Genomic DNA, 19,270 nt, shown 5'->3' with positions numbered 1-19,270 from the left:
GTCGGGGCCGCGGCGAACCGTCCTGGCCGGCGGGGGACCGCGGTACGGAGCCGGTTGCCTGGTCGGAGTCGATGGTGCGGGTCCGCGCGGGACGAAGGCAGGAGCGCGGACCGGCCCCGCCACCCCCGCGATGCTTGCTAGAGCGGGAAGGCATGTCGGGCCGCCTCTGTCTTGAGAGGTCAGGCCTCAGGAGCGACTACGGATCACTACATGCCCGCCCGCTTACGGCGCCATTAGGAGCGCAGGCCCGGCCGGGGGCCGGGCCTGCGCGCGGGGAGCGGAGCGAGCCGCCTTGAACCAGTAGGGAGAGTTTGAATCACGTTCGGGCTGCTGGGCGTGTCCGGTCCCGGTAGATGCTTGACACTTCGGTCCCAGCTGATGGTTGACAGTGGCCGTGATCGGTTTTTCTGTGCGCGTCGTTGCGGCGTGTGTGGGGAGGCCGGGATTGGCGCTGGTGGAGTTGTCGGTTGTCGAGCAGAGATACCGGGCTGTGCTTGCGGTGTTGGCGGGTGCGACGGTGACGGAGGTCGCCGCCCAGCTGGGCGTCTCGCGGCAGACGGTCAGCGGGTGGAAGTCGAGGTATGAGGCCGCGGGCCTGGCGGGGTTGGCGGATCGTTCGCGCAGGCCGGCGTCGTGTCCGCATCAGGCCTCTGCCGAGGTGGAAGCGGCCGTGTGTGAGCTGCGGCGCAAGCACCCGAAGTGGGGTCCGCGGCGGATCGCCCATGTGCTTGAGCGGTCCGGGACGGTGAGCCCGGTGCCGTCACGGATGACCGTTTACCGGATCCTGGTCCGTCACGGGTTGGTGGAGCCGGGGGTGCGGCGCCGGTAGCGGTCGGATTACAAGCGCTGGCAGCGGGACCGTCCGATGCAGCTGTGGCAGATGGACATCGTCGGCGGCGTGATGCTGGTCGACCCGGTGACGGGTGAGTTGACCGAGGCCAAGGTGGTGACCGGGGTGGATGCCCATTCCCGGTACTGCGTGATCGCGTCGGTGGTCGAGCGGGCGACGGGGCGGGCGGTCTGCTCGGCGTTCGTCCGGGCCTTGCAGAGGTTCGGGGTGCCGGAGGAGGTGCTGACCGACAATGGCAAGCAGTTCACCGACCGGTTCGGGCAGGGCGGTGAGGTGTTGTTCGACCGGATCTGCCGGGAGAACGGGATCGCGCACCGGCTCACCCAGCCGGCCTCGCCGACCACGACGGGCAAGGTCGAGCGGACGGCGCCGCGCCGCTGCGTCGAGGTCCTGCTGACCCGCTACGCCAAGTGCATCGACGGACGGCAGGAGATCGCCAACCGCAAGATCGAGGAACTGCTGCGCGAGTACGAGTGATCGGACGGTGCGCTGTCAGTGCCGTCCTTTACGCTGCGCCTTCGATTGAACAGTTCAGGTGGGGAGGGACAGAGGTGGGCGGCAACGCATGGCGCGACACTCGTCCGTATCAGCGTGATCTGGAGGCCGCATTCCGGCAGGCCCAGGAAGAGGAGCTGGCACGGGACAACCACGGTTTCGAGGGCCGGTCCCTCGAGGAGCTGTGGCGCGACCCGGACTGGCAGGAATACATACTCACCGGCGGCACGGGCACCGTGCTGGACTTTCCCTGCATGATCGAGGGCACGGACACCGACAACGGCCCGTTCATGCGCTTGCTGACCGATGACGAGGTCCGTGCGTGGGCTCCTCACGGCCGGCCCACCTACGCGGAGTGGGACGCCGCCCTCCACTCCGAGCGGTTGGGCTTCCCGGGCCGCGCCGAGGGGAACTGCACGGTGCTCTACCGCGACGGCCGGCCCGTGCAGATCGCCTACTGGGGGGTCACTGCCGACTAGCGGGACGGCGTCGTGATCAGGCTCAGTGGAGGAGACACCTTGGTGGTCCCCGGACTCGTCCGGGGACCACCAACGTTTTTGTGTGGTGACCTGGGCAAACACCTCAAGATTCTGTCCACGAACAGTCCACGGACCCTGGCCGCCCGATCTGGGCTGGCACATGCCTACACATACGCGAAAACCCCGGCCGGCAGCGTTTCCGCTGGTGACGGGGTCTTTGGGCACCTACAACATCACCAACACCGCCGAACTGACCCGCGTGGCCATCGACCTGGGTCTGTGACCCAGGGGCCGCGACCGGGTCCCGTCGACCCGCGGACGAGCCGGATGCCGCAGTCGCAGGTGATCGCGAGAGGTTTCCTGCGGAACTTGCGCAAAGGCTATTGACTTACGGCGCCTGGCGTGGATCGTAGTTAGTAGGCCATAACACCGAAAGAGTTGCTGCAGAGTCGACGAAGACGTCTAGTCGACGTAGTGACTTGGACAGGATGTGGTTTAGGCCCCCAGCAAGCCGGCGCGATACCGAAGCGACAGTGACGACTGGAGTTTCAGGACACGCGCAGTACTACTGGGGACTGTTTTTTGCCCTCAGGGCGCGGCCACTGCACTGTGCTCTACCGCGACGGTCAGCCGACCGAGATCGGCTACTGGCGGTCACCGCCGATCAACCGACCCTCAGGCCCCTGGACTTGTCCGGGGGCCTTGCCGTTTGCCGGGGCTGACCTGGGCAGACGTCTCAAAATCCTGTCCACGAATAGTCCACAGACCCCGACATACGGCCGCTTCGGGCGGCATACGCCTGCACAGACACGAAGACCCCGCCTGCAGCGTTTTCGCTGGTGGCGGGGTCTTTTGGCACCTTCTTCGAGGTGCCCCCGGCAGGATTCGAACCTGCGCACACGGCTCCGGAGGCCGTTGCTCTATCCCCTGAGCTACGGGGGCGTGTCCTGCGCGTTCCGTTGCGCGGTGACGGGTAGAACACTACCAGCTTCGTCGGGGTGGTCATGAACGTTTTCCCTGGCGTGGCCGTCGGGGCGGTGTTCGGCCGCCCGGGCGAGCGCTCCCCCGCACGGGGTGGAAGTGGGGAAAACCCGGACGCGATGGCCGGTCCCGACCTACTCTCGAGTTGTGCCAGGGGCGTCGGGCCGGGTGCTTGTTGTGGACGACAACAAGGTCATCCGCCAGTTGATCAGGGTCAACCTCGAGCTTGAGGGTCTTGAGGTCGTGACCGCGGCCGATGGTGCCGAGTGTCTGGATGTCGTCCATGAGGTGCGGCCCGACGTCGTGACCCTTGACGTCGTCATGCCGCGGCTCGACGGGCTCCGGACCGCCGCGCGGCTCCGCGCGGACCCGCGGACGCATCATCTGCCTCTCGCGATCGTCAGCGCCTGTACGCAGTACGAGGTCGACGCCGGCCTCGACGTCGGTGTTGACGCCTTCCTTGCCAAGCCCTTCGAGCCCGCGGAGCTCGTCCGGCTGGTGCGGCAGTTGTTGGAGGGGCAGGCGGCGCGCGGGCGGGGTGAGGGGGAGGGGCGCGGGGACGGTTCCGGTGGTCAGGATGTCGGGGGGCCTCGTGATTCCCTCGGCGCCGGAGAGGCCGAGCCGGCCGGAAGCGCCGGTGGCTGATTCTGCGAAGTTCGCAGTTCGATCTGTCTCCGGTGCGTGACCGCCCCTACCCGGTGATCCGGCGGTAGTTGATCTTTCAGGGTGTCGACCTTCCGGCTGGTTCCTGTGCCGGCCGCCTCTCTGGTCTCGGCGGGTTCCCTTCGTCACACCCGTCGCCCGGTGGTGTGGCTCGGATTGTGGGTGGCCGGTGTGCGTCCCGCCGTCCCAGTCCAGGTCGAGTTACCTGAGCAGGGGTGTTCCCGTGGACCAACGGGGACACGATCCAGCCTCGTGCGTCCCATCTCGCTGTCCACATCCCGGACCCTGGCCGAACTGGCTCGCCTACCCACCCCCCTCCTCCCCTACGCTTGCAGCGTGACCCCCGTCGAGCTGTCCCGCACCGTGCTGCGCGCGGTGCGTCGTGCTGTCGACGAGGGGCAGCTGAGCGTGGCCGTGCCGGAGCGGGCCGTCGTGACCACCCCCGGGCCCGGCGGTTGCGGTGACTACGCCACCAACATCGCCCTCCAGCTCGCCCGCCCCGCCGGGCAGCCGCCCCTGCGCGTCGCCGAGATCCTCCGGCCGCACCTCGCCGGCGCCGATGGCGTCGGCGAGGTCGCTGTCACCGGGCCCGGGTTCCTCAACATCAGCCTGCGCCCGGCCGCCTCCGCCCACCTCGTCGAGGAGATCCTGCGGCAGGGCACGCGGTACGGCTTCGTGGTGGGCAGCACCGATCGTTACGGCGACAGCGGCGACAGCGGCGCCCGCGTTGCCCGGCCCTCGCCGTCCGTCGTCCGGCTGCACTGCCCCCTTGAAGTGCGTGCCGTCGTCGTCATGGACGTCGTCGCACGGATGCTTCGGGCGCAGGGCGTCGTCGTCCGCGCCAGTTGTGACGCGCCGCTGCCGCCCGAGTGGGAGGCCGTCCTCGGCGTGCACGTCGACGCCGACGGAGGAGATGGGGGAGACGGGGAAGACGGGGAAGGCGGGCGAGTCGAGACCCAGGCCGTCTTCCGGGACTCCGGCGACACCGACAACGCCAACGACGCCGACAGCACCGGCCGCGCCGCCCTCCTCCGCCCCGTCCCCGCCCCCGCCGACCCCCTTGCCCTCGGTCGCGATGCGGCGCGCTGGGCGCTGCTGTACTCCGCCCTCCACGACCGGCCCCGGATCGGTGACGAGCACCTGGTCCAGCGGGAGAGCAACCCCCTCTTCCGCGTGCGGTACGCCCACGCCCGCACCCGGGCTCTCGGGCGCAACGCCGCCGACCTCGGCTTTCACGCTCGGCCCGGGGCCGTGAGCGGTGCGGAGGCGCTGCTCGGCTGTCTCGCCGACCATCCCCGCGTCCTGGCCCGGGCCGCGGCCCACCGTGCCCCCGACCGGCTCGCCCGGCATCTCGTCGCCGTGGCCGACGCCGTGCTGCCGCTTCTGGCCGGTGTGCTGCCGCGCGGGGAGGAGAAACCCTCGGCCGCCCACCGTGCCCGGCTCGCCCTCGCCGAAGCTGCCGGGACGGTGCTGGCCGGCGGCCTGTCCCTGCTCGGCATCGACGCACCCGACCATCTCTGAGAGAGCGCACGAGACGATCATGAGCCGTTCCGCCCACCCCGCCGGGCCCCGTCACGCCGATGTCCTGCCCGAGGGGCACTACTCCGCCCCGCCCGCCGACCTCAACGCCCTCGACCCGAAGGTCTGGGCCGAGACCGTCACCCGCGACGCCGACGGCGCCGTCACCGTCGGCGGTGTGCCGGTCGGCCGGATCGCCGAGGAGTTCGGCACCCCCGCCTACGTCCTGGACGAAGCCGACTTCCGCTCCCGGGCGCGTGCCTGGCGCAGCGCGTTCGGCGACGGGGCCGACGTCTTCTACGCCGGGAAGGCGTTCCTGTCCCGTGCCGTCGTCCGGTGGCTGCACGAGGAGGGGCTGAACCTCGACGTCTGCTCGGGCGGAGAGCTCGCCACCGCGCTGTCCGGCGGGATGTCCGCCGAGCGCATCGCCTTCCACGGCAACAACAAGTCCACGGCGGAGATCCGCCGCGCGGTCGAGGCGGGCGTCGGGCGGATCGTGCTCGACTCCTTCCAGGAGATCGTCCGCGTCGCCCACATCGCCCAGTCCCTCGGGAAGCGGCAGCGGGTGCAGATCCGCGTCACCGTGGGTGTCGAGGCTCACACGCACGAGTTCATCGCCACCGCGCACGAGGACCAGAAGTTCGGCATCCCGCTCGCCGGGGGACAGGCCACCGAGGCGGTGCGCCGCGCCCTCCAGCTCGACGGGATCGAACTGGTCGGCATCCACAGCCACATCGGGTCGCAGATCTTCGACATGTCCGGCTTCGAGGTCGCCGCGCACCGGGTCGTGGGGCTGCTCAGGGACATCCGCGACGAGCACGGCGTCGAACTGCCCGAGATCGACCTGGGCGGCGGGCTCGGCATCGCGTACACGAGCGGCGACGACCCCCGCGAGCCGCACGAGATCGCCAAGGCGCTCACCGACATCGTCACGCGCGAGTGCGAGGCGGCCCGGCTGCGCACGCCCCGCATCTCCGTCGAGCCGGGGCGCGCCATCGTCGGCCCGACCGCCTTCACGCTCTACGAGGTCGGCACGGTCAAGCCGCTGGAGGGGCTGCGCACCTACGTCTCCGTCGACGGGGGCATGTCCGACAACATCCGGACGGCCCTGTACGACGCCGAGTACAGCGTCGCGCTGGTCTCCCGCAGTTCGGAGGCCGAGCCGATGCTCGTCCGCGTCGTCGGCAAGCACTGCGAGAGCGGTGACATCGTGGTGAAGGACGCGTTCCTGCCCGCCGACCTGGCGCCGGGTGACCTGATCGCCGTGCCGGCGACCGGGGCGTACTGCCGTTCCATGGCGAGCAACTACAACCACGTGCTGCGTCCGCCGGTCGTCGCCGTCCGCGAGGGCGCGGCCCGGGTCATCGTCCGGCGGGAGACGGAGGAGGACCTGCTGCGTCTCGACGTGGGATGAGGTCCGTCCCGGCGGGGGGCCTCTCGGCGCGGGGTGGCCGGCTCTCGGCGCGACCCGGCGTCGAGGCCTCTCGGCGTGGGGACACCTCGATGCGGGCAGCCCCTCGACGGTGCGGGGCAGCCCCTCGACGTTGCCGGGGCAGCCCCTCGACGGTGCGGGGCAGTGCCTCGACGTGGGGGAGAGAGACGCCCCGGCGTGGGGAGGCCCTCGACGGGGAGCGTGAGGGCGGCGCCCGTGACGTGGGGGAGACGCCCGCACTGCGGTGGCCGGAAGATCTTCCGGTCCGCCGCCGTGTGAAAACGAAATAAACGTCTCACGATCCGGACGAAGGGACAGAAAGTGTCGTCCGGTGAGTGAGACTGGTGCAGCCGTAGACGGTATGAGGAAACGAGGTCGGATGATGCGTACGCGTCCGCTGAAGGTGGCGCTGCTGGGCTGTGGGGTTGTCGGCTCAGAGGTGGCGCGCATCATGACGACGCACGCCGACGACCTCGCCGCCCGGATCGGCGCCCCCGTGGAACTGGCGGGGGTGGCCGTGCGACGGCCCTCCAAGGTGCGCGAGGGCATCGACCCGGCCCTGGTGACCACCGACGCGACCGCGCTGGTCAAACGCGGCGACATCGACGTGGTCGTCGAGGTCATCGGCGGCATCGAGCCCGCCCGGACCTTGATCTCCACCGCCTTCGAGCACGGCGCCTCCGTCGTCTCCGCCAACAAGGCCCTCCTCGCCCAGGACGGCGCCGCCCTGCACGCGGCGGCGGAGGAGCACGGCAGGGACCTCTACTACGAGGCCGCCGTCGCCGGCGCCATCCCGCTGATCCGGCCGCTGCGCGAGTCCCTCGCCGGTGACAAGGTCAACCGCGTGCTCGGCATCGTGAACGGCACGACCAACTTCATCCTCGACAAGATGGACTCCTCCGGTGCCGGCTACCAGGAGGCGCTCGACGAGGCCACCGCCCTGGGGTACGCCGAGGCCGACCCGACCGCCGACGTCGAGGGCTTCGACGCCGCCGCCAAGGCGGCCATCCTCGCCGGCATCGCCTTCCACACGCGGGTACGGCTCGACGACGTCTACCGCGAGGGCATGACCGAGGTCACCGCCGCCGACTTCGTCTCCGCCAGGGAGATGGGCTGCACGATCAAGCTGCTCGCCATCTGCGAGCGGGCCGAGGACGGCGGGTCCGTCACCGCGCGCGTGCACCCGGCGATGATCCCGCTCAGCCACCCGCTGGCTTCCGTACGCGGCGCCTACAACGCGGTGTTCGTCGAGTCGGACGCCGCCGGGCAGCTCATGTTCTACGGCCCCGGCGCCGGCGGCTCGCCCACCGCCTCCGCCGTGCTCGGCGACCTCGTCGCGGTCTGCCGCAACCGGCTGAGCGGCACCACCGGCCCCGGCGAGTCCGCGTACGCGGCGCTGCCCGTCTCGCCCATGGGCGACGTCGTCACGCGCTACCACATCAGCCTCGACGTGGCCGACAAACCCGGCGTCCTCGCCCAGGTCGCCACCGTGTTCGCCGAGCACGGCGTGTCCATCGACACGGTCCGCCAGCAGGGCAAGGAGGGGGGAGACTCCCCCTCCGGCGAGTTCGGCGGTACGGGAGAGGCCTCCCTCGTCGTCGTCACCCACCGTGCGTCCGACGCCGCCCTGAACGGGACCGTCGAGGCGCTGCGCAGCCTCGACACCGTACGGGGCGTCGCCAGCATCATGCGGGTTGAAGGAGAGTAACCAGCAATGACCCACCAATGGCGCGGAATCATCGAGGAGTACCGGGACCGGCTGCCGGTGTCCGACAGCACGCCGGTCGTGACGCTCCGTGAGGGCGGTACGCCGCTCGTGCCCGCGCAGGTGCTCTCCGAGCGCACGGGCTGCGAGGTGCACCTCAAGGTCGAGGGCGCGAACCCGACCGGGTCCTTCAAGGACCGTGGCATGACGATGGCCATCACCCGGGCGAAGGAGGAGGGCGCGAAGGCCGTCATCTGCGCCTCCACGGGCAACACGTCGGCCTCCGCGGCCGCCTACGCCGTGCGCGCCGGCATGGTGTGCGCCGTCCTCGTCCCGCAGGGCAAGATCGCGCTCGGCAAGATGGGCCAGGCCCTCGTGCACGGCGCGAAGATCCTCCAGGTCGAGGGCAACTTCGACGACTGCCTCACCCTCGCCCGGTCGCTCAGCGACAACTACCCGGTGGCGCTGGTGAATTCGGTCAACCCGGTGCGCATCGAGGGCCAGAAGACGGCGTCCTTCGAGATCGTCGACATGCTCGGCGACGCGCCCGACATCCACGTCCTGCCCGTCGGCAACGCGGGCAACATCACGGCCTATTGGAAGGGCTACCGGGAGTACGCCGCCGACGGCGTCGCGCGGCGCACCCCGCGGATGTGGGGCTTCCAGGCGTCCGGCAGCGCCCCGATCGTGCGCGGCGAGGTCGTCAAGGACCCGTCGACCATCGCCACCGCCATCCGGATCGGCAACCCGGCCTCGTGGCGTTTCGCGCTGGCGGCGCGGGACGAGTCCGGCGGTCTCATCGACGAGGTGACGGACCGTGAGATCCTGCGCGCGTACCGGCTGTTGGCCGCGCAGGAGGGCGTTTTCGTCGAGCCGGCGTCCGCCGCGTCCGTCGCCGGTCTGCTGAAGGCCGCCGAGCAGGGCAAGGTCGACCCCGGCCAGCGGATCGTGTGCACCGTCACCGGCAACGGCCTGAAGGACCCCGACTGGGCCGTCGCGGGTGCGCCGCAGCCGGTGACCGTGCCCGTCGACGCGGCGACGGCCGCCGAGCGGCTGGGCCTGGCCTGAGGCGGACGGCCGGCCGCCCGGGAACGGGCCGGCCGGCCACCGCAACAGGCCGTAGCTCACGGCCACCCCGTCCGGCCACCCCGTCCGGCCACCGCGACCGGCCGCACCTCGCGGCCACCGCATCCGGCCACCGGGACCGGCCGTGGCACGCGGTCACCGCACCCGGCCGCCGCGACCGGCCGTGGCACGCGGCCGCCGCAACGGCCGTACCTCACGGTCACCGCGTCCGGTCACCACGTCCGTGCGGCATACCCGCCCCGCGCCCGTCCGGTGCGCGGGGCGGTGCGGCGGGCGCGGCGCCCGTGCGGACGGACCCGCGACGGCCCCGGTGTACGAGGCGCGCGGATCGGGAACGTCCCAGGTGGGTGCACACGGGGCTTGCGACACGCATCGTGCGCCTCCCGTGCGCCCTATGTCGCCACAGAACCTACCTTCGATAGGCTGTACCGAACCCACCGCCGCATATGCCGCGGAGTCGCGCCGTCTCCGCGGCGCGGACGCGGCGGGCCGCCCGGCCGGAAGCGGCCCGAGGGTTCTCGTACGTCGTCGAATGTCCTCGGCAGTCGACAGTCACGCAGCTCAAGGAGAGTCAACGAGCGATGGCCGGTCCAGCGTTCCGCGCCGCCGCCGTCCGGGTGCGCGTCCCCGCCACCAGCGCCAACCTCGGCCCGGGCTTCGACGCCCTGGGCCTCGCGCTGGGGCTCTACGACGACGTCGTCGTCCGGGTGGCCGACTCCGGGTTGCACATCGACATCGCGGGCGAGGGCGGCGAGACCCTGCCGCGCGACGAGAGGCATCTGCTCGTACGCTCCCTGCGCACCGCCTTCGACGTCCTCGGCGGTCAGCCGCGCGGCCTGGAGATCGTCTGCGCCAACCGCATCCCGCACGGCCGCGGCCTCGGCTCCTCCTCCGCCGCCATCTGCGCCGGCATCGTCGCCGCCCGCGCCGTGACCATAGGCGGCGAGGCGAAGCTCGACGACGCCGGTCTGCTGGAGCTCGCCACCGAGATCGAGGGCCACCCCGACAACGTCGCGGCCTGTCTGCGCGGCGGCTTCACACTGTCCTGGATGGAGGCCGGCGGTGCGCGGGCGATCAGGATGGATCCCGCCGATTCCATCGTTCCGGTGGTTTTCGTGCCCGGGAAGCCGGTCCTGACCGAGACCGCGCGGGGTCTGCTGCCGCGCACCGTGCCGCACGTCGACGCCGCCGTCAACGCGGGCCGCGCCGCCCTGCTCGTCGAGGCCCTGACCAGGCGCCCCGAGCTGCTGCTGCCGGCCACCGAGGACCGGCTGCACCAGGAGTACCGCGCCCCGGCCATGCCGGAGAGCGCCGCGCTGGTGGAGCGGCTGCGGGCCGACGGCATCCCGGCGGTGATCTCCGGCGCGGGCCCGACGGTCATGGCACTGGCGGACGCGGGCACCGCCGACAAGGTGGAACAACTGGCGGGCCAGGACTGGGCCGCCAACCGGCTGAGCCTCGATCTGCGGGGAGCGAGCGTGCTACCGCTCGCCGCCTGACACGCGGTTGCCGGATTTCGGAAGGGGGAATGTTTGTTGGATCCGGTAGTGTTAACCTCAAGTCTGCACCCGACCCCACCGTGGCGAGGTGCTTCGTGTCCCCGTCCGGGACAGACATTCTTCCGGGAGCTCCCCGAGCCGCACTGTGTGGTGTACGCCGTACCTGGGCAGTACGTCGTACGCGGACACTGAACGGCCCGCCGGTGGGGGTACCCCCTCTGGGGGAGCTCCGGAATCGGTGCGACCACGCCACGTGACACCAGGTGTCACGGCTCCAGGAAGCGCCATCACCAGATATCTCTTCCGCCGCTCCGGCGGATTACCGCCCCGGCACGGTCCACACAGCAAGGACCGAAGCCGGACAGCACAACCGGTCGCCGAGCCAGAAGGCCGACGTCCGCTCCAGGGAAGGACCCTTCGTGAGCGACACCACCGATCTGATGGGCGCACGTGTCGAGGAGACCGCTGCCGCGCCCGCCACGGACGCCTCCGCGCCTGCCACCGGTGCCGGCTCCCGGCGGCGCCGCGGTACCGGCCTCGAGGGCATGGTGCTGGCCGAGCTGCAGCAGGTCGCATCCGGCCTCGGCATCAGGGGCACCGCGCGCATGCGCAAGAGCCAGCTGATCGAGGTCATCAAGGAGGCGCAGGCGAACGGCTCCGCTCCGGCCAAGGCCGCGGCGTCCGCCGAGACCGCCACCGAGACCAAGCCGAAGCGCCGCGCCACCTCGCGCGCCCGCACGGGTGACGAGGCCGAGAAGGCCGCGAAGAGCGCCGCCCCGGCCGACGCCCCCGCCGAGAGCGCCGCGGCGCAGCAGATCGAGATCCCCGGCCAGCCGGCCGGCGGCCCCTCCCGTGCGAGCGAGGCCGAGCGCGGGGGAGACGACGCCACCGCCGAGCGCCGCCGGCGCCGTGCCACCGCCGAGGCGGGCAGCCCCGAGGCGGTCGCCGCCGAGGCGAAGAGCGAGCCGAGGTCCGAGACGCCGGCCCAGCAGGGCGACGGCCGGTCCGACTCCGGCGAGGGCGAGGGCCGCCGCCGCGACCGCCGTGAGCGCGGCCGCGACCGCGAGCGGGACCGCGACCGCGACCGCCGCGGCAAGGACGACCAGCAGGGCGGCCAGCGCCAGCAGCAGAGCCAGCAGCAGGGCGGCGGCCGCCAGGACCGCCAGCGGGTCGAGGAGGACGCGGACGACTTCGAGGGCGGCCGCCGGGGCCGTCGCGGCCGCTACCGCGACCGCCGTGGCCGCCGCGGGCGTGACGACGTGCAGGAGCCGCAGATCACCGACGACGACGTCCTGATCCCGGTCGCCGGCATCCTCGACATCCTCGACAACTACGCCTTCATCCGCACCTCCGGCTACCTGCCGGGTCCGAACGACGTGTACGTCTCCCTCGCCCAGGTCCGCAAGAACGGCCTGCGCAAGGGCGACCACCTCACCGGTGCGGTCCGCCAGCCGAAGGAGGGCGAGCGCCGCGAGAAGTTCAACGCGCTGGTCCGCCTCGACTCCGTCAACGGCATGGCGCCCGAACACGGCCGCGGACGGCCGGAGTTCAACAAGCTGACGCCGCTGTACCCGCAGGACCGGCTGCGCCTGGAGACCGACCCGGGCGTGCTGACGACCCGGATCATCGACCTGGTGTCGCCGATCGGCAAGGGCCAGCGCGGTCTGATCGTGGCCCCGCCGAAGACCGGCAAGACCATGATCATGCAGGCGGTCGCCAACGCGATCACGCACAACAACCCCGAGTGCCACCTGATGGTCGTCCTCGTCGACGAGCGTCCGGAGGAGGTCACCGACATGCAGCGGTCGGTCAAGGGCGAGGTCATCTCCTCGACCTTCGACCGTCCGGCCGAGGACCACACCACGGTCGCCGAGCTCGCCATCGAGCGCGCCAAGCGGCTGGTGGAGCTGGGCCACGACGTGGTCGTCCTGCTCGACTCGATCACCCGTCTGGGCCGCGCGTACAACCTCGCCGCCCCGGCCTCCGGCCGCATCCTGTCCGGTGGTGTCGACTCGACCGCCCTGTACCCGCCGAAGCGCTTCTTCGGTGCGGCCCGCAACATCGAGGACGGCGGCTCGCTGACCATCCTCGCCACCGCCCTGGTGGACACCGGGTCCCGCATGGACGAGGTGATCTTCGAGGAGTTCAAGGGCACCGGCAACATGGAGCTCAAGCTCGACCGGAAGCTCGCCGACAAGCGCATCTTCCCCGCGGTGGACGTCGACGCGTCCGGCACCCGCAAGGAGGAGATCCTGCTCGGCGCCGAGGAGCTGGCCATCGTCTGGAAGCTGCGCCGGGTGCTGCACGCCCTCGACTCGCAGCAGGCGATCGAGCTGCTCCTCGACAAGATGAAGCAGACGAAGTCGAACGCCGAGTTCCTGATGCAGATCCAGAAGACGACCCCGGCGCCCGGCAACGGCGACTGAGGTTCGCGCTTCACCCGAAAGGGCCGCTCCCGTCACGGGGGCGGCCCTTTCGCCGTGTGCGGAAGCTCGCCGCGACAGCGCGGCCGAGCCGGCGTGGGGGCCGGCCGGGTTCGCGGGTCGACAGGGGAGGACGCCCCGCGTGCGGCTCCGCACGGTCCGGCGAGGGACGGTCCGGTCGGCCCGCGGCCGGCTCCAGGAACGAGGACCGGATGCGCGGGCCGACCCGGCGCGACTCTCGGCGCGAGGGCCGGCCCCGGCCGGGATCACAGGTCAGAGGGGGCGGAGCCGGGCGTCGTCCCGGCTCGCGCCGGTCCGGGCGGAGGGTGGGCGGACGGCGCCGTCGCCCGTTCGAGTTCACCCGTCCGACCGTACGGGGCGACGATGGAGGGACGAGGGCATCGCCCCGGCTCATGGGCGCCCCCGGTCACGGAGCCCGTTCGCGCGCCAGAGGGAGCAGGGGAGCGCGGAGCACGAGGGACGCACGGAGTGCCGGAGGTGAGTCGCACGGACCCGGGCCTGAGAGCGGGATCAGGGGGTAGCCGTCTTCGACGAGAGTTAGTTGAGGAGCGCATGACTGCCGAGAGCACGCCGGACCCCGGCATACCGGGGGGAAGAGCCGGGACGACGTACCGCCGCACACGACAGGCCCGGCGGCGCAGGGCATCGGTGGCGGCCGCGTGGACCGCCGTGGGGATCGTCGTGCTCGGCGGCACCGGCGCCGGCTACCTGTACTCCCGGCTCAACGGGAACCTCAGGTCGATCGACATCGACCAGATCCTCGGCGGCGACCGGCCCGCGAAGGCGGCCAACGGCTCCGAGAACATCCTCGTCCTCGGCTCCGACACCCGTTCCGGCAGCAACAAGCAGCTCGGCGGCGGCACCGACGACGGCAGCGCGCGCTCCGACACGGCGATGGTCGTGCACCTCCACGAGGGCCACCGGGAGGCGAGCGTGGTGTCCATCCCGCGCGACACCCTCGTCGACCGGCCCGGGTGCACGGACCCCGGGGGCACGGCGCACGACGCCGCACGCGGGGTGATGTTCAACTCGGCCTACACCACCGGCGGCGCCGCCTGCGCCGTGAAGACCGTCGAGTCCATGACCGGCCTCCGCATGGACCACTACCTGGAGGTCGACTTCAGCGGCTTCCAGAGACTGATCGACGAGCTCGGCGGCGTCCGCGTCACCACCACCAGGGCCATCGACGACCCCGACAGCCACCTGAAGCTCCAGGCCGGCACGCACACGCTCGACGGCGCCCAGGCCCTCGGCCTGGTGCGCACCCGGCACGGCGTCGGTGACGGCTCCGACCTCGGCCGCATCCAGCTCCAGCAGGCGTTCGTCAGGGCACTGGCCGACCGGATCGACCAGATCGGCGTCCTCACCCACCCCAAGAAGCTGTACGACCTCGCCGACACCGCCACCAAGGCCGTGACGACCGACTCCGGGCTCGGCTCGGTGAACTCCCTGATGTCCTTCGCGGAGGGACTCAAGGGCATCGACTCGTCGAACCTGACGATGGTCACGCTGCCGGTGCGCTACGACCCCGGGAACGCCAACCGGGTCCTCATCGAGGAGGCCAAGGCGCAGCAGGTGTGGACCGCCCTGCGCGCGGACCGGCCTGTCCCGGCGAGCGCGACCCGGGACACCGCCACGGGCGAGGCGGACGGCGTGGTGACCTCCAGGCGGGCGCCCGCGACGCAGCCGTAGCGGCGGGCCGGGCCCGGGAGGGGAGGGCCGGGAACGGGACAGGGAAGGCTGACGGCGCCCCGCAGGGCGAGCGCGCCGGACCGGGGGAGCGGGCCAGGTGCGGACGGCGCACCGAGGCGGGAAGCGGCCGGCGGAGCGGGCCAGGTGCGGACGCCGTGTCACGGCCGGGAGCGGCCGGCGGAGCCGCCGGGAATACCTGGGCGTGTCCCCCGGTTTTGGGGGATGCGGCCAGTCCTGGCAGACTGGTACGTCGGCTCCGGTTCACGCGTCCGCATCCCGCGGCTGCGACCCGGCGCCCTCCCGATCCTAGGAGACACCTTGAAGCGCGACATCCACCCCGAGTACGTCGAGACGCAGGTCAGCTGCACCTGCGGCGCGTCGTTCAGCACGCGCAGCACCATCGAGTCCGGCACCATCCGGGCCGAGGTCTGCTCCGAGTGCCACCCGTTCTACACGGGCAAGCAGAAGATCCTCGACACCGGTGGCCGCGTGGCCCGCTTCGAGGCCCGCTTCGGCAAGGCTGCCGCCGGCTCCAAGAAGTAGCGAGCCCCTCTTCGCCGGTCCACGGCCGCGCCCCTCGCCGGGGTGGGCCGGGACCGGCGTTTTTGGTCGCCCGCCTTCCCTTCCCCCCGCAGTATCAGGAGCCGAAAGATGTTCGAGGCCGTCGAGGAACTCGTCGCCGAGCACGCCGACCTGGAGAAGCAGCTCGCCGACCCGTCGGTCCACTCCGACCAGGCCAACGCGCGCAGGCTGAACAAGCGCTACGCCGAGCTCACCCCGATCGTCGCCACGTACCGCTCCTGGAAGCAGACCGGCGACGACATGGAGACCGCGCGCGAACTGGCGGCCGACGACCCGGACTTCGCCGCCGAGCTCAAGGAGCTGGACAAGCAGCGCGAGGAGCTGACCGAGAAGCTGCGCCTGCTGCTCGTCCCGCGCGACCCCAGCGACGACAAGGACGTGATCCTCGAGATCAAGGCGGGCGCGGGCGGCGACGAGTCCGCCCTGTTCGCCGGCGACCTGCTGCGCATGTACCTGCGCTACGCCGAGCGCGTCGGCTGGAAGACCGAGATCATCGACGCCACCGAGTCCGAGCTGGGCGGCTACAAGGACGTCCAGGTCGCCGTGAAGACGCGCGGGCAGATCGAGCCCGGCCAGGGCGTGTGGGCCCGCCTGAAGTACGAGGGCGGCGTGCACCGCGTGCAGCGCGTGCCGGCCACCGAGTCGCAGGGCCGCATCCACACCTCCGCCGCCGGTGTCCTCGTGACCCCGGAGGCCGAGGAGGTCGACGTGGAGATCAACCCGAACGACCTGCGGATCGACGTGTACCGCTCGTCCGGCCCCGGCGGCCAGTCCGTCAACACCACCGACTCCGCGGTGCGCATCACGCACCTGCCCACCGGAGTCGTCGCCTCGTGCCAGAACGAGAAGAGCCAGCTGCAGAACAAGGAGCAGGCGATGCGTATCCTGCGCTCGAGGCTGCTGGCCATGGCGCAGGAGGAGGCGGAGAAGGAGGCGGCCGACGCCCGCCGCAGCCAGGTCCGCACCGTCGACCGCTCCGAGAAGATCCGCACGTACAACTTCCCGGAGAACCGCATCTCGGACCACCGCGTCGGCTTCAAGGCGTACAACCTGGACCAGGTCCTGGACGGAGACCTCGACGCCGTGATCCAGGCCTGTGTCGACGCGGACTCGGCCGCCAAGCTCGCGGCCGCCTGAGAAGAAGCAACAGGACGACAGCTCAGCCCCGGAGGACGCAGCGTGCAGCAAGGATTTGGGAGGCGCCCGGCAGGCCCCCGCAGCGTGCTGCTCGCGGAGGTGGCACAGGCCACCCAGCGGCTGGCCGACGCCGGCGTGCCCTCGCCGCGCAACGACGCGGAGGAGCTCGCCGCGTTCGTGCACGGTGTCAAGCGGGGCCAGCTGCACACCGTGAAGGACGCCGACTTCGACGCCCGCTACTGGGAGGTCGTCGCCCGCCGCGAGCAGCGCGAGCCGCTCCAGCACATCACCGGACGCGCCTACTTCCGCTACCTGGAGCTCCAGGTCGGCCCCGGCGTGTTCGTGCCCCGGCCGGAGACCGAGTCGGTCGTCGGCTGGGCGATAGACGCCGTGCGCGCCATGGACGTCGTCGAGCCGTGCATCGTCGACCTGTGCACCGGATCGGGCGCCATCGCGCTGGCCCTCGCCCAGGAGGTGCCGCGCAGCAGGGTGCACGCCGTGGAGCTGAGCGAGGACGCGCTCCAGTGGACCCGCAAGAACGTGGAGGGCTCCCGGGTCGACCTGCGCCAGGGCGACGCCCTGACCGCGTTCCCGGACCTCGACGGCCAGGTCGACCTGGTCATCTCCAACCCGCCCTACATCCCGCTCACGGAGTGGGAGTACGTCGCCCCCGAGGCGCGGGACTACGACCCGGAGATGGCCCTGTTCTCCGGCGAGGACGGCCTCCACCTCATCCGCGGCATCGAACGCACCGCGCACCGGCTGCTGCGCCCCGGCGGTGTGGTGGTGATCGAGCACGCGGACACCCAGGGCGGCCAGGTGCCGTGGATCTTCGCCGACGAGCGGGGCTGGGCCGACGCCGCCGACCATCCCGACCTCAACAACCGGCCACGGTTCGCCACCGCGCGCAAGGCGCTGCCGTGACCCCCACCCCCACTTCATGCCAGCAGTACGTGTACGAGGAGGCCCGCTGACCATGGCACGGCGATACGACACCAACGACGCGACCGACCGCGTGACGGGTCTGCGCGAGGCCGCCTCAGCCGTCCGCCGGAGCGAGCTCGTGGTGCTGCCGACCGACACGGTGTACGGCATCGGCGCCGACGCGTTCTCCGCGGAGGCCGTCGCCGACCTCCTCGACGCCAAGGGCCGGGGCCGCAACATGCCCACGCCCGTCCTCATCGGCTCCCCGAACACGCTGCACGGTCTCGTGACGGACTTCTCCGAGACCGCCTGGGAGCTCGTCGACGCCTTCTGGCCGGGCGCGCTGACGCTGGTCGCCCGGCACCAGCCGTCGCTGCAGTGGGACCTGGGGGACACCCGGGGCACGGTCGCCGTGCGCATGCCGCTGCACCCGGTCGCCATCGAGCTGCTCACCGAGGTCGGCCCGATGGCCGTGTCCTCCGCGAACCTCACCGGCCACCCCGCGCCGGAGGACTGCGACGCCGCCCAGGAGATGCTCGGCGACTCCGTCTCCGTCTACCTCGACGGCGGCCCGACCCCGGGCAACGTTCCGTCCTCCATCGTCGACGTCACCGGCAAGATGCCGGTGCTGCTGCGCCAGGGCGCGCTGTCGCCGGAGGAGCTGCGGAAGGTCGTACCCGACCTCGAGGTGGCCAATTGACGGCCCCTGACCCGGGGCGTGGCATAGGCGACGGGGACGGGACGCAGCTCCCCGGCCGGCCGGGCCAGGCCCCCGACACCTTCCGCATCCTCCACGTCAGCACCGGCAACGTGTGCCGCTCGCCCATCACCGAGCGCCTGACCCGCCACTTCCTGGCGGACCGGCTCGGCGGCCGGGCGGGCGGCGGGCTGATCGTGGAGAGCGCGGGCACCTGGGGGCACGAGGGCGCGCCGATGGAGGCGCACGCGGAGACCGTGCTGGGCGAGTTCGGAGCGGACGCCTCCGGCTTCACCGGCCGTGAGCTGCTGGACGAGCACGTCATCCGTGCCGGCCTGGTGCTCACGGCGACCCGCGACCACCGCGCCCAGGTCATCTCCATGGGCCACTCGGCGGGTCTGCGCACCTTCACGCTGAAGGAGTTCACCCGGCTGGTGAACGCGATAGACCCGGCGACCCTGCCGCCGCTGGAGGACGGCCTGGTCGAACGCGCCCGCGCCCTGGTGCGCGCCGCCGCTGCTCTACGCGGGTGGCTCCTCGCGCCGACGGCCGAGGCGGACGAGGTGTACGACCCGTACGGGGCGCCGCTGACGTTCTTCCGGTCGATCGGCGACGAGATACACCAGGCCCTGGACCCGGTCGTCACGGCCCTCACGGGCGTCCCGGCCCGCACCTGAGGCCCCCACCCGGCGCGACCGCCCGGCCTCGACCGCCCCCTTTGGGGGCCGTCCCGGCGCCACACCAGGCGGGCGCCACCGAGCGGCACCGACGGCCGTGCACCCAGCCCCCCGGCCCCTCCGGACGGTCCCCGGGGTCGTGCAGGGCGTCCCAGGTGCGCTGCCGGGTGGACGGGGACGTTCCTGCACCCGATGCGACCGCCCGGCCTCGGCCCGCCCCCTCCGGGGGCCGTCCCGGCGCCACACCAGGCGCGCGCCACCGAGCGGCACCGACGGCCGTGCACCCAGCCCCCCGGCCCCCCGGCCCCTCCGGACGGTCCCCGGGGCCCCGTACGGCGTCCCAGGCGCGCTCCCAGGAGGACGCGGGGCGCCCCGCACCCGCGCGGGCGTCGTGCTCGCGCGGGCCGTC

15 protein-coding genes, 1 tRNA gene and 1 pseudogene are annotated in these 19,270 nt (G+C 72.0%); 16 read left to right on the top strand and 1 reads right to left on the bottom strand.

What is annotated here, in order from left to right:
- Window positions 1–460: 460 nt before the first annotated feature.
- From ABZ920_RS26485 to ABZ920_RS26475, 3 genes and pseudogenes are all read left to right on the top strand, one after another.
- Window positions 461–1,213, top strand: a pseudogene (locus tag ABZ920_RS26485) (IS481 family transposase); the annotation flags it as partial.
- A gap of 188 nt (window positions 1,214–1,401) precedes the next feature.
- Window positions 1,402–1,824: a hypothetical protein gene (locus ABZ920_RS26480; protein ID WP_361509871.1), complete on the top strand. Its 423-nt coding sequence runs from the start codon at window positions 1,402–1,404 to the stop codon at window positions 1,822–1,824.
- Window positions 1,825–1,984: 160 nt separating this feature from the next.
- On the top strand, window positions 1,985–2,107 hold the full coding sequence (locus ABZ920_RS26475) for a hypothetical protein (RefSeq protein WP_361509868.1): 123 nt from the start codon (window positions 1,985–1,987) through the stop codon (window positions 2,105–2,107).
- 587 nt (window positions 2,108–2,694) lie between these two features.
- On the opposite strand, the gene ABZ920_RS26470 is transcribed toward ABZ920_RS26475, so the two are convergent.
- A tRNA-Arg gene (locus tag ABZ920_RS26470) sits at window positions 2,695–2,766 on the bottom strand.
- A gap of 138 nt (window positions 2,767–2,904) precedes the next feature.
- Here ABZ920_RS26470 and ABZ920_RS26465 point away from each other — a divergent pair.
- The 13 genes from ABZ920_RS26465 to ABZ920_RS26405 all read left to right on the top strand — a co-directional run bounded on the left by ABZ920_RS26465 (window position 2,905) and on the right by ABZ920_RS26405 (window position 18,861).
- Window positions 2,905–3,450, top strand: a complete 546-nt coding sequence (locus tag ABZ920_RS26465) for a response regulator (protein ID WP_361509880.1) — start codon at window positions 2,905–2,907, stop codon at window positions 3,448–3,450.
- A gap of 354 nt (window positions 3,451–3,804) precedes the next feature.
- The gene (gene nrtL / locus ABZ920_RS26460; protein WP_361509865.1) at window positions 3,805–4,989 is read left to right on the top strand and encodes an ArgS-related anticodon-binding protein NrtL; all 1,185 of its coding nucleotides are present in this window, start codon (window positions 3,805–3,807) and stop codon (window positions 4,987–4,989) included.
- A gap of 19 nt (window positions 4,990–5,008) precedes the next feature.
- Window positions 5,009–6,400, top strand: a complete 1,392-nt coding sequence (gene lysA / locus ABZ920_RS26455) for a diaminopimelate decarboxylase (RefSeq protein WP_361509862.1) — start codon at window positions 5,009–5,011, stop codon at window positions 6,398–6,400.
- Between the two features lie 397 nt (window positions 6,401–6,797).
- The gene (locus ABZ920_RS26450) at window positions 6,798–8,126 is read left to right on the top strand and encodes a homoserine dehydrogenase (protein WP_361509859.1); all 1,329 of its coding nucleotides are present in this window, start codon (window positions 6,798–6,800) and stop codon (window positions 8,124–8,126) included.
- 6 nt (window positions 8,127–8,132) lie between these two features.
- Complete coding sequence (thrC, locus tag ABZ920_RS26445; RefSeq protein ID WP_361509856.1) at window positions 8,133–9,191, top strand: threonine synthase; 1,059 nt, start codon at window positions 8,133–8,135, stop codon at window positions 9,189–9,191.
- A 599-nt stretch (window positions 9,192–9,790) separates the two neighbouring features.
- Entirely contained in the window at window positions 9,791–10,708 is a 918-nt protein-coding gene (gene thrB / locus ABZ920_RS26440; protein ID WP_361509853.1) for a homoserine kinase, read from the top strand.
- Between the two features lie 419 nt (window positions 10,709–11,127).
- Window positions 11,128–13,134, top strand: a complete 2,007-nt coding sequence (rho, locus tag ABZ920_RS26435) for a transcription termination factor Rho (RefSeq protein WP_361509850.1) — start codon at window positions 11,128–11,130, stop codon at window positions 13,132–13,134.
- 570 nt (window positions 13,135–13,704) lie between these two features.
- Window positions 13,705–14,844 carry an LCP family protein gene (locus tag ABZ920_RS26430; RefSeq protein ID WP_361509849.1) on the top strand — a complete coding sequence of 380 codons (1,140 nt, stop codon included), beginning with the start codon at window positions 13,705–13,707 and terminating at the stop codon, window positions 14,842–14,844.
- 318 nt (window positions 14,845–15,162) lie between these two features.
- Window positions 15,163–15,387: a 50S ribosomal protein L31 gene (gene rpmE / locus ABZ920_RS26425; protein WP_361509847.1), complete on the top strand. Its 225-nt coding sequence runs from the start codon at window positions 15,163–15,165 to the stop codon at window positions 15,385–15,387.
- Window positions 15,388–15,495: 108 nt separating this feature from the next.
- Window positions 15,496–16,563 carry a peptide chain release factor 1 gene (prfA, locus tag ABZ920_RS26420; RefSeq protein WP_361509844.1) on the top strand — a complete coding sequence of 356 codons (1,068 nt, stop codon included), beginning with the start codon at window positions 15,496–15,498 and terminating at the stop codon, window positions 16,561–16,563.
- Window positions 16,564–16,647: 84 nt separating this feature from the next.
- Complete coding sequence (gene prmC / locus ABZ920_RS26415) at window positions 16,648–17,487, top strand: peptide chain release factor N(5)-glutamine methyltransferase (RefSeq protein ID WP_361509877.1); 840 nt, start codon at window positions 16,648–16,650, stop codon at window positions 17,485–17,487.
- Window positions 17,488–17,539: 52 nt separating this feature from the next.
- Complete coding sequence (locus ABZ920_RS26410; RefSeq protein WP_361509841.1) at window positions 17,540–18,187, top strand: L-threonylcarbamoyladenylate synthase; 648 nt, start codon at window positions 17,540–17,542, stop codon at window positions 18,185–18,187.
- Entirely contained in the window at window positions 18,184–18,861 is a 678-nt protein-coding gene (locus ABZ920_RS26405) for a protein-tyrosine-phosphatase (protein ID WP_361509837.1), read from the top strand. Before ABZ920_RS26410 ends, ABZ920_RS26405 begins: the two co-directional genes overlap by 4 nt.
- The last annotated feature ends 409 nt before the right edge of the window (window positions 18,862–19,270 follow it).

Source organism: Streptomyces sp. NPDC046831 (assembly GCF_040645305.1).
Lineage (GTDB): Bacteria > Actinomycetota > Actinomycetes > Streptomycetales > Streptomycetaceae > Streptomyces.
This window is presented reverse-complemented; position numbering and strand designations above follow the sequence as displayed.

Coding starts and splice junctions, on each gene's coding strand:
- thrB (WP_361509853.1), top strand. CDS start 9,791: ATGGCCGGTCCAGCGTTCCGCGCCGCCGCCGTCCGGGTGCGCGTCCCC.
- thrC (WP_361509856.1), top strand. CDS start 8,133: ATGACCCACCAATGGCGCGGAATCATCGAGGAGTACCGGGACCGGCTG.
- ABZ920_RS26450 (WP_361509859.1), top strand. CDS start 6,798: ATGATGCGTACGCGTCCGCTGAAGGTGGCGCTGCTGGGCTGTGGGGTT.
- prfA (WP_361509844.1), top strand. CDS start 15,496: ATGTTCGAGGCCGTCGAGGAACTCGTCGCCGAGCACGCCGACCTGGAG.
- ABZ920_RS26475 (WP_361509868.1), top strand. CDS start 1,985: ATGCCTACACATACGCGAAAACCCCGGCCGGCAGCGTTTCCGCTGGTG.
- ABZ920_RS26430 (WP_361509849.1), top strand. CDS start 13,705: ATGACTGCCGAGAGCACGCCGGACCCCGGCATACCGGGGGGAAGAGCC.
- lysA (WP_361509862.1), top strand. CDS start 5,009: ATGAGCCGTTCCGCCCACCCCGCCGGGCCCCGTCACGCCGATGTCCTG.
- ABZ920_RS26410 (WP_361509841.1), top strand. CDS start 17,540: ATGGCACGGCGATACGACACCAACGACGCGACCGACCGCGTGACGGGT.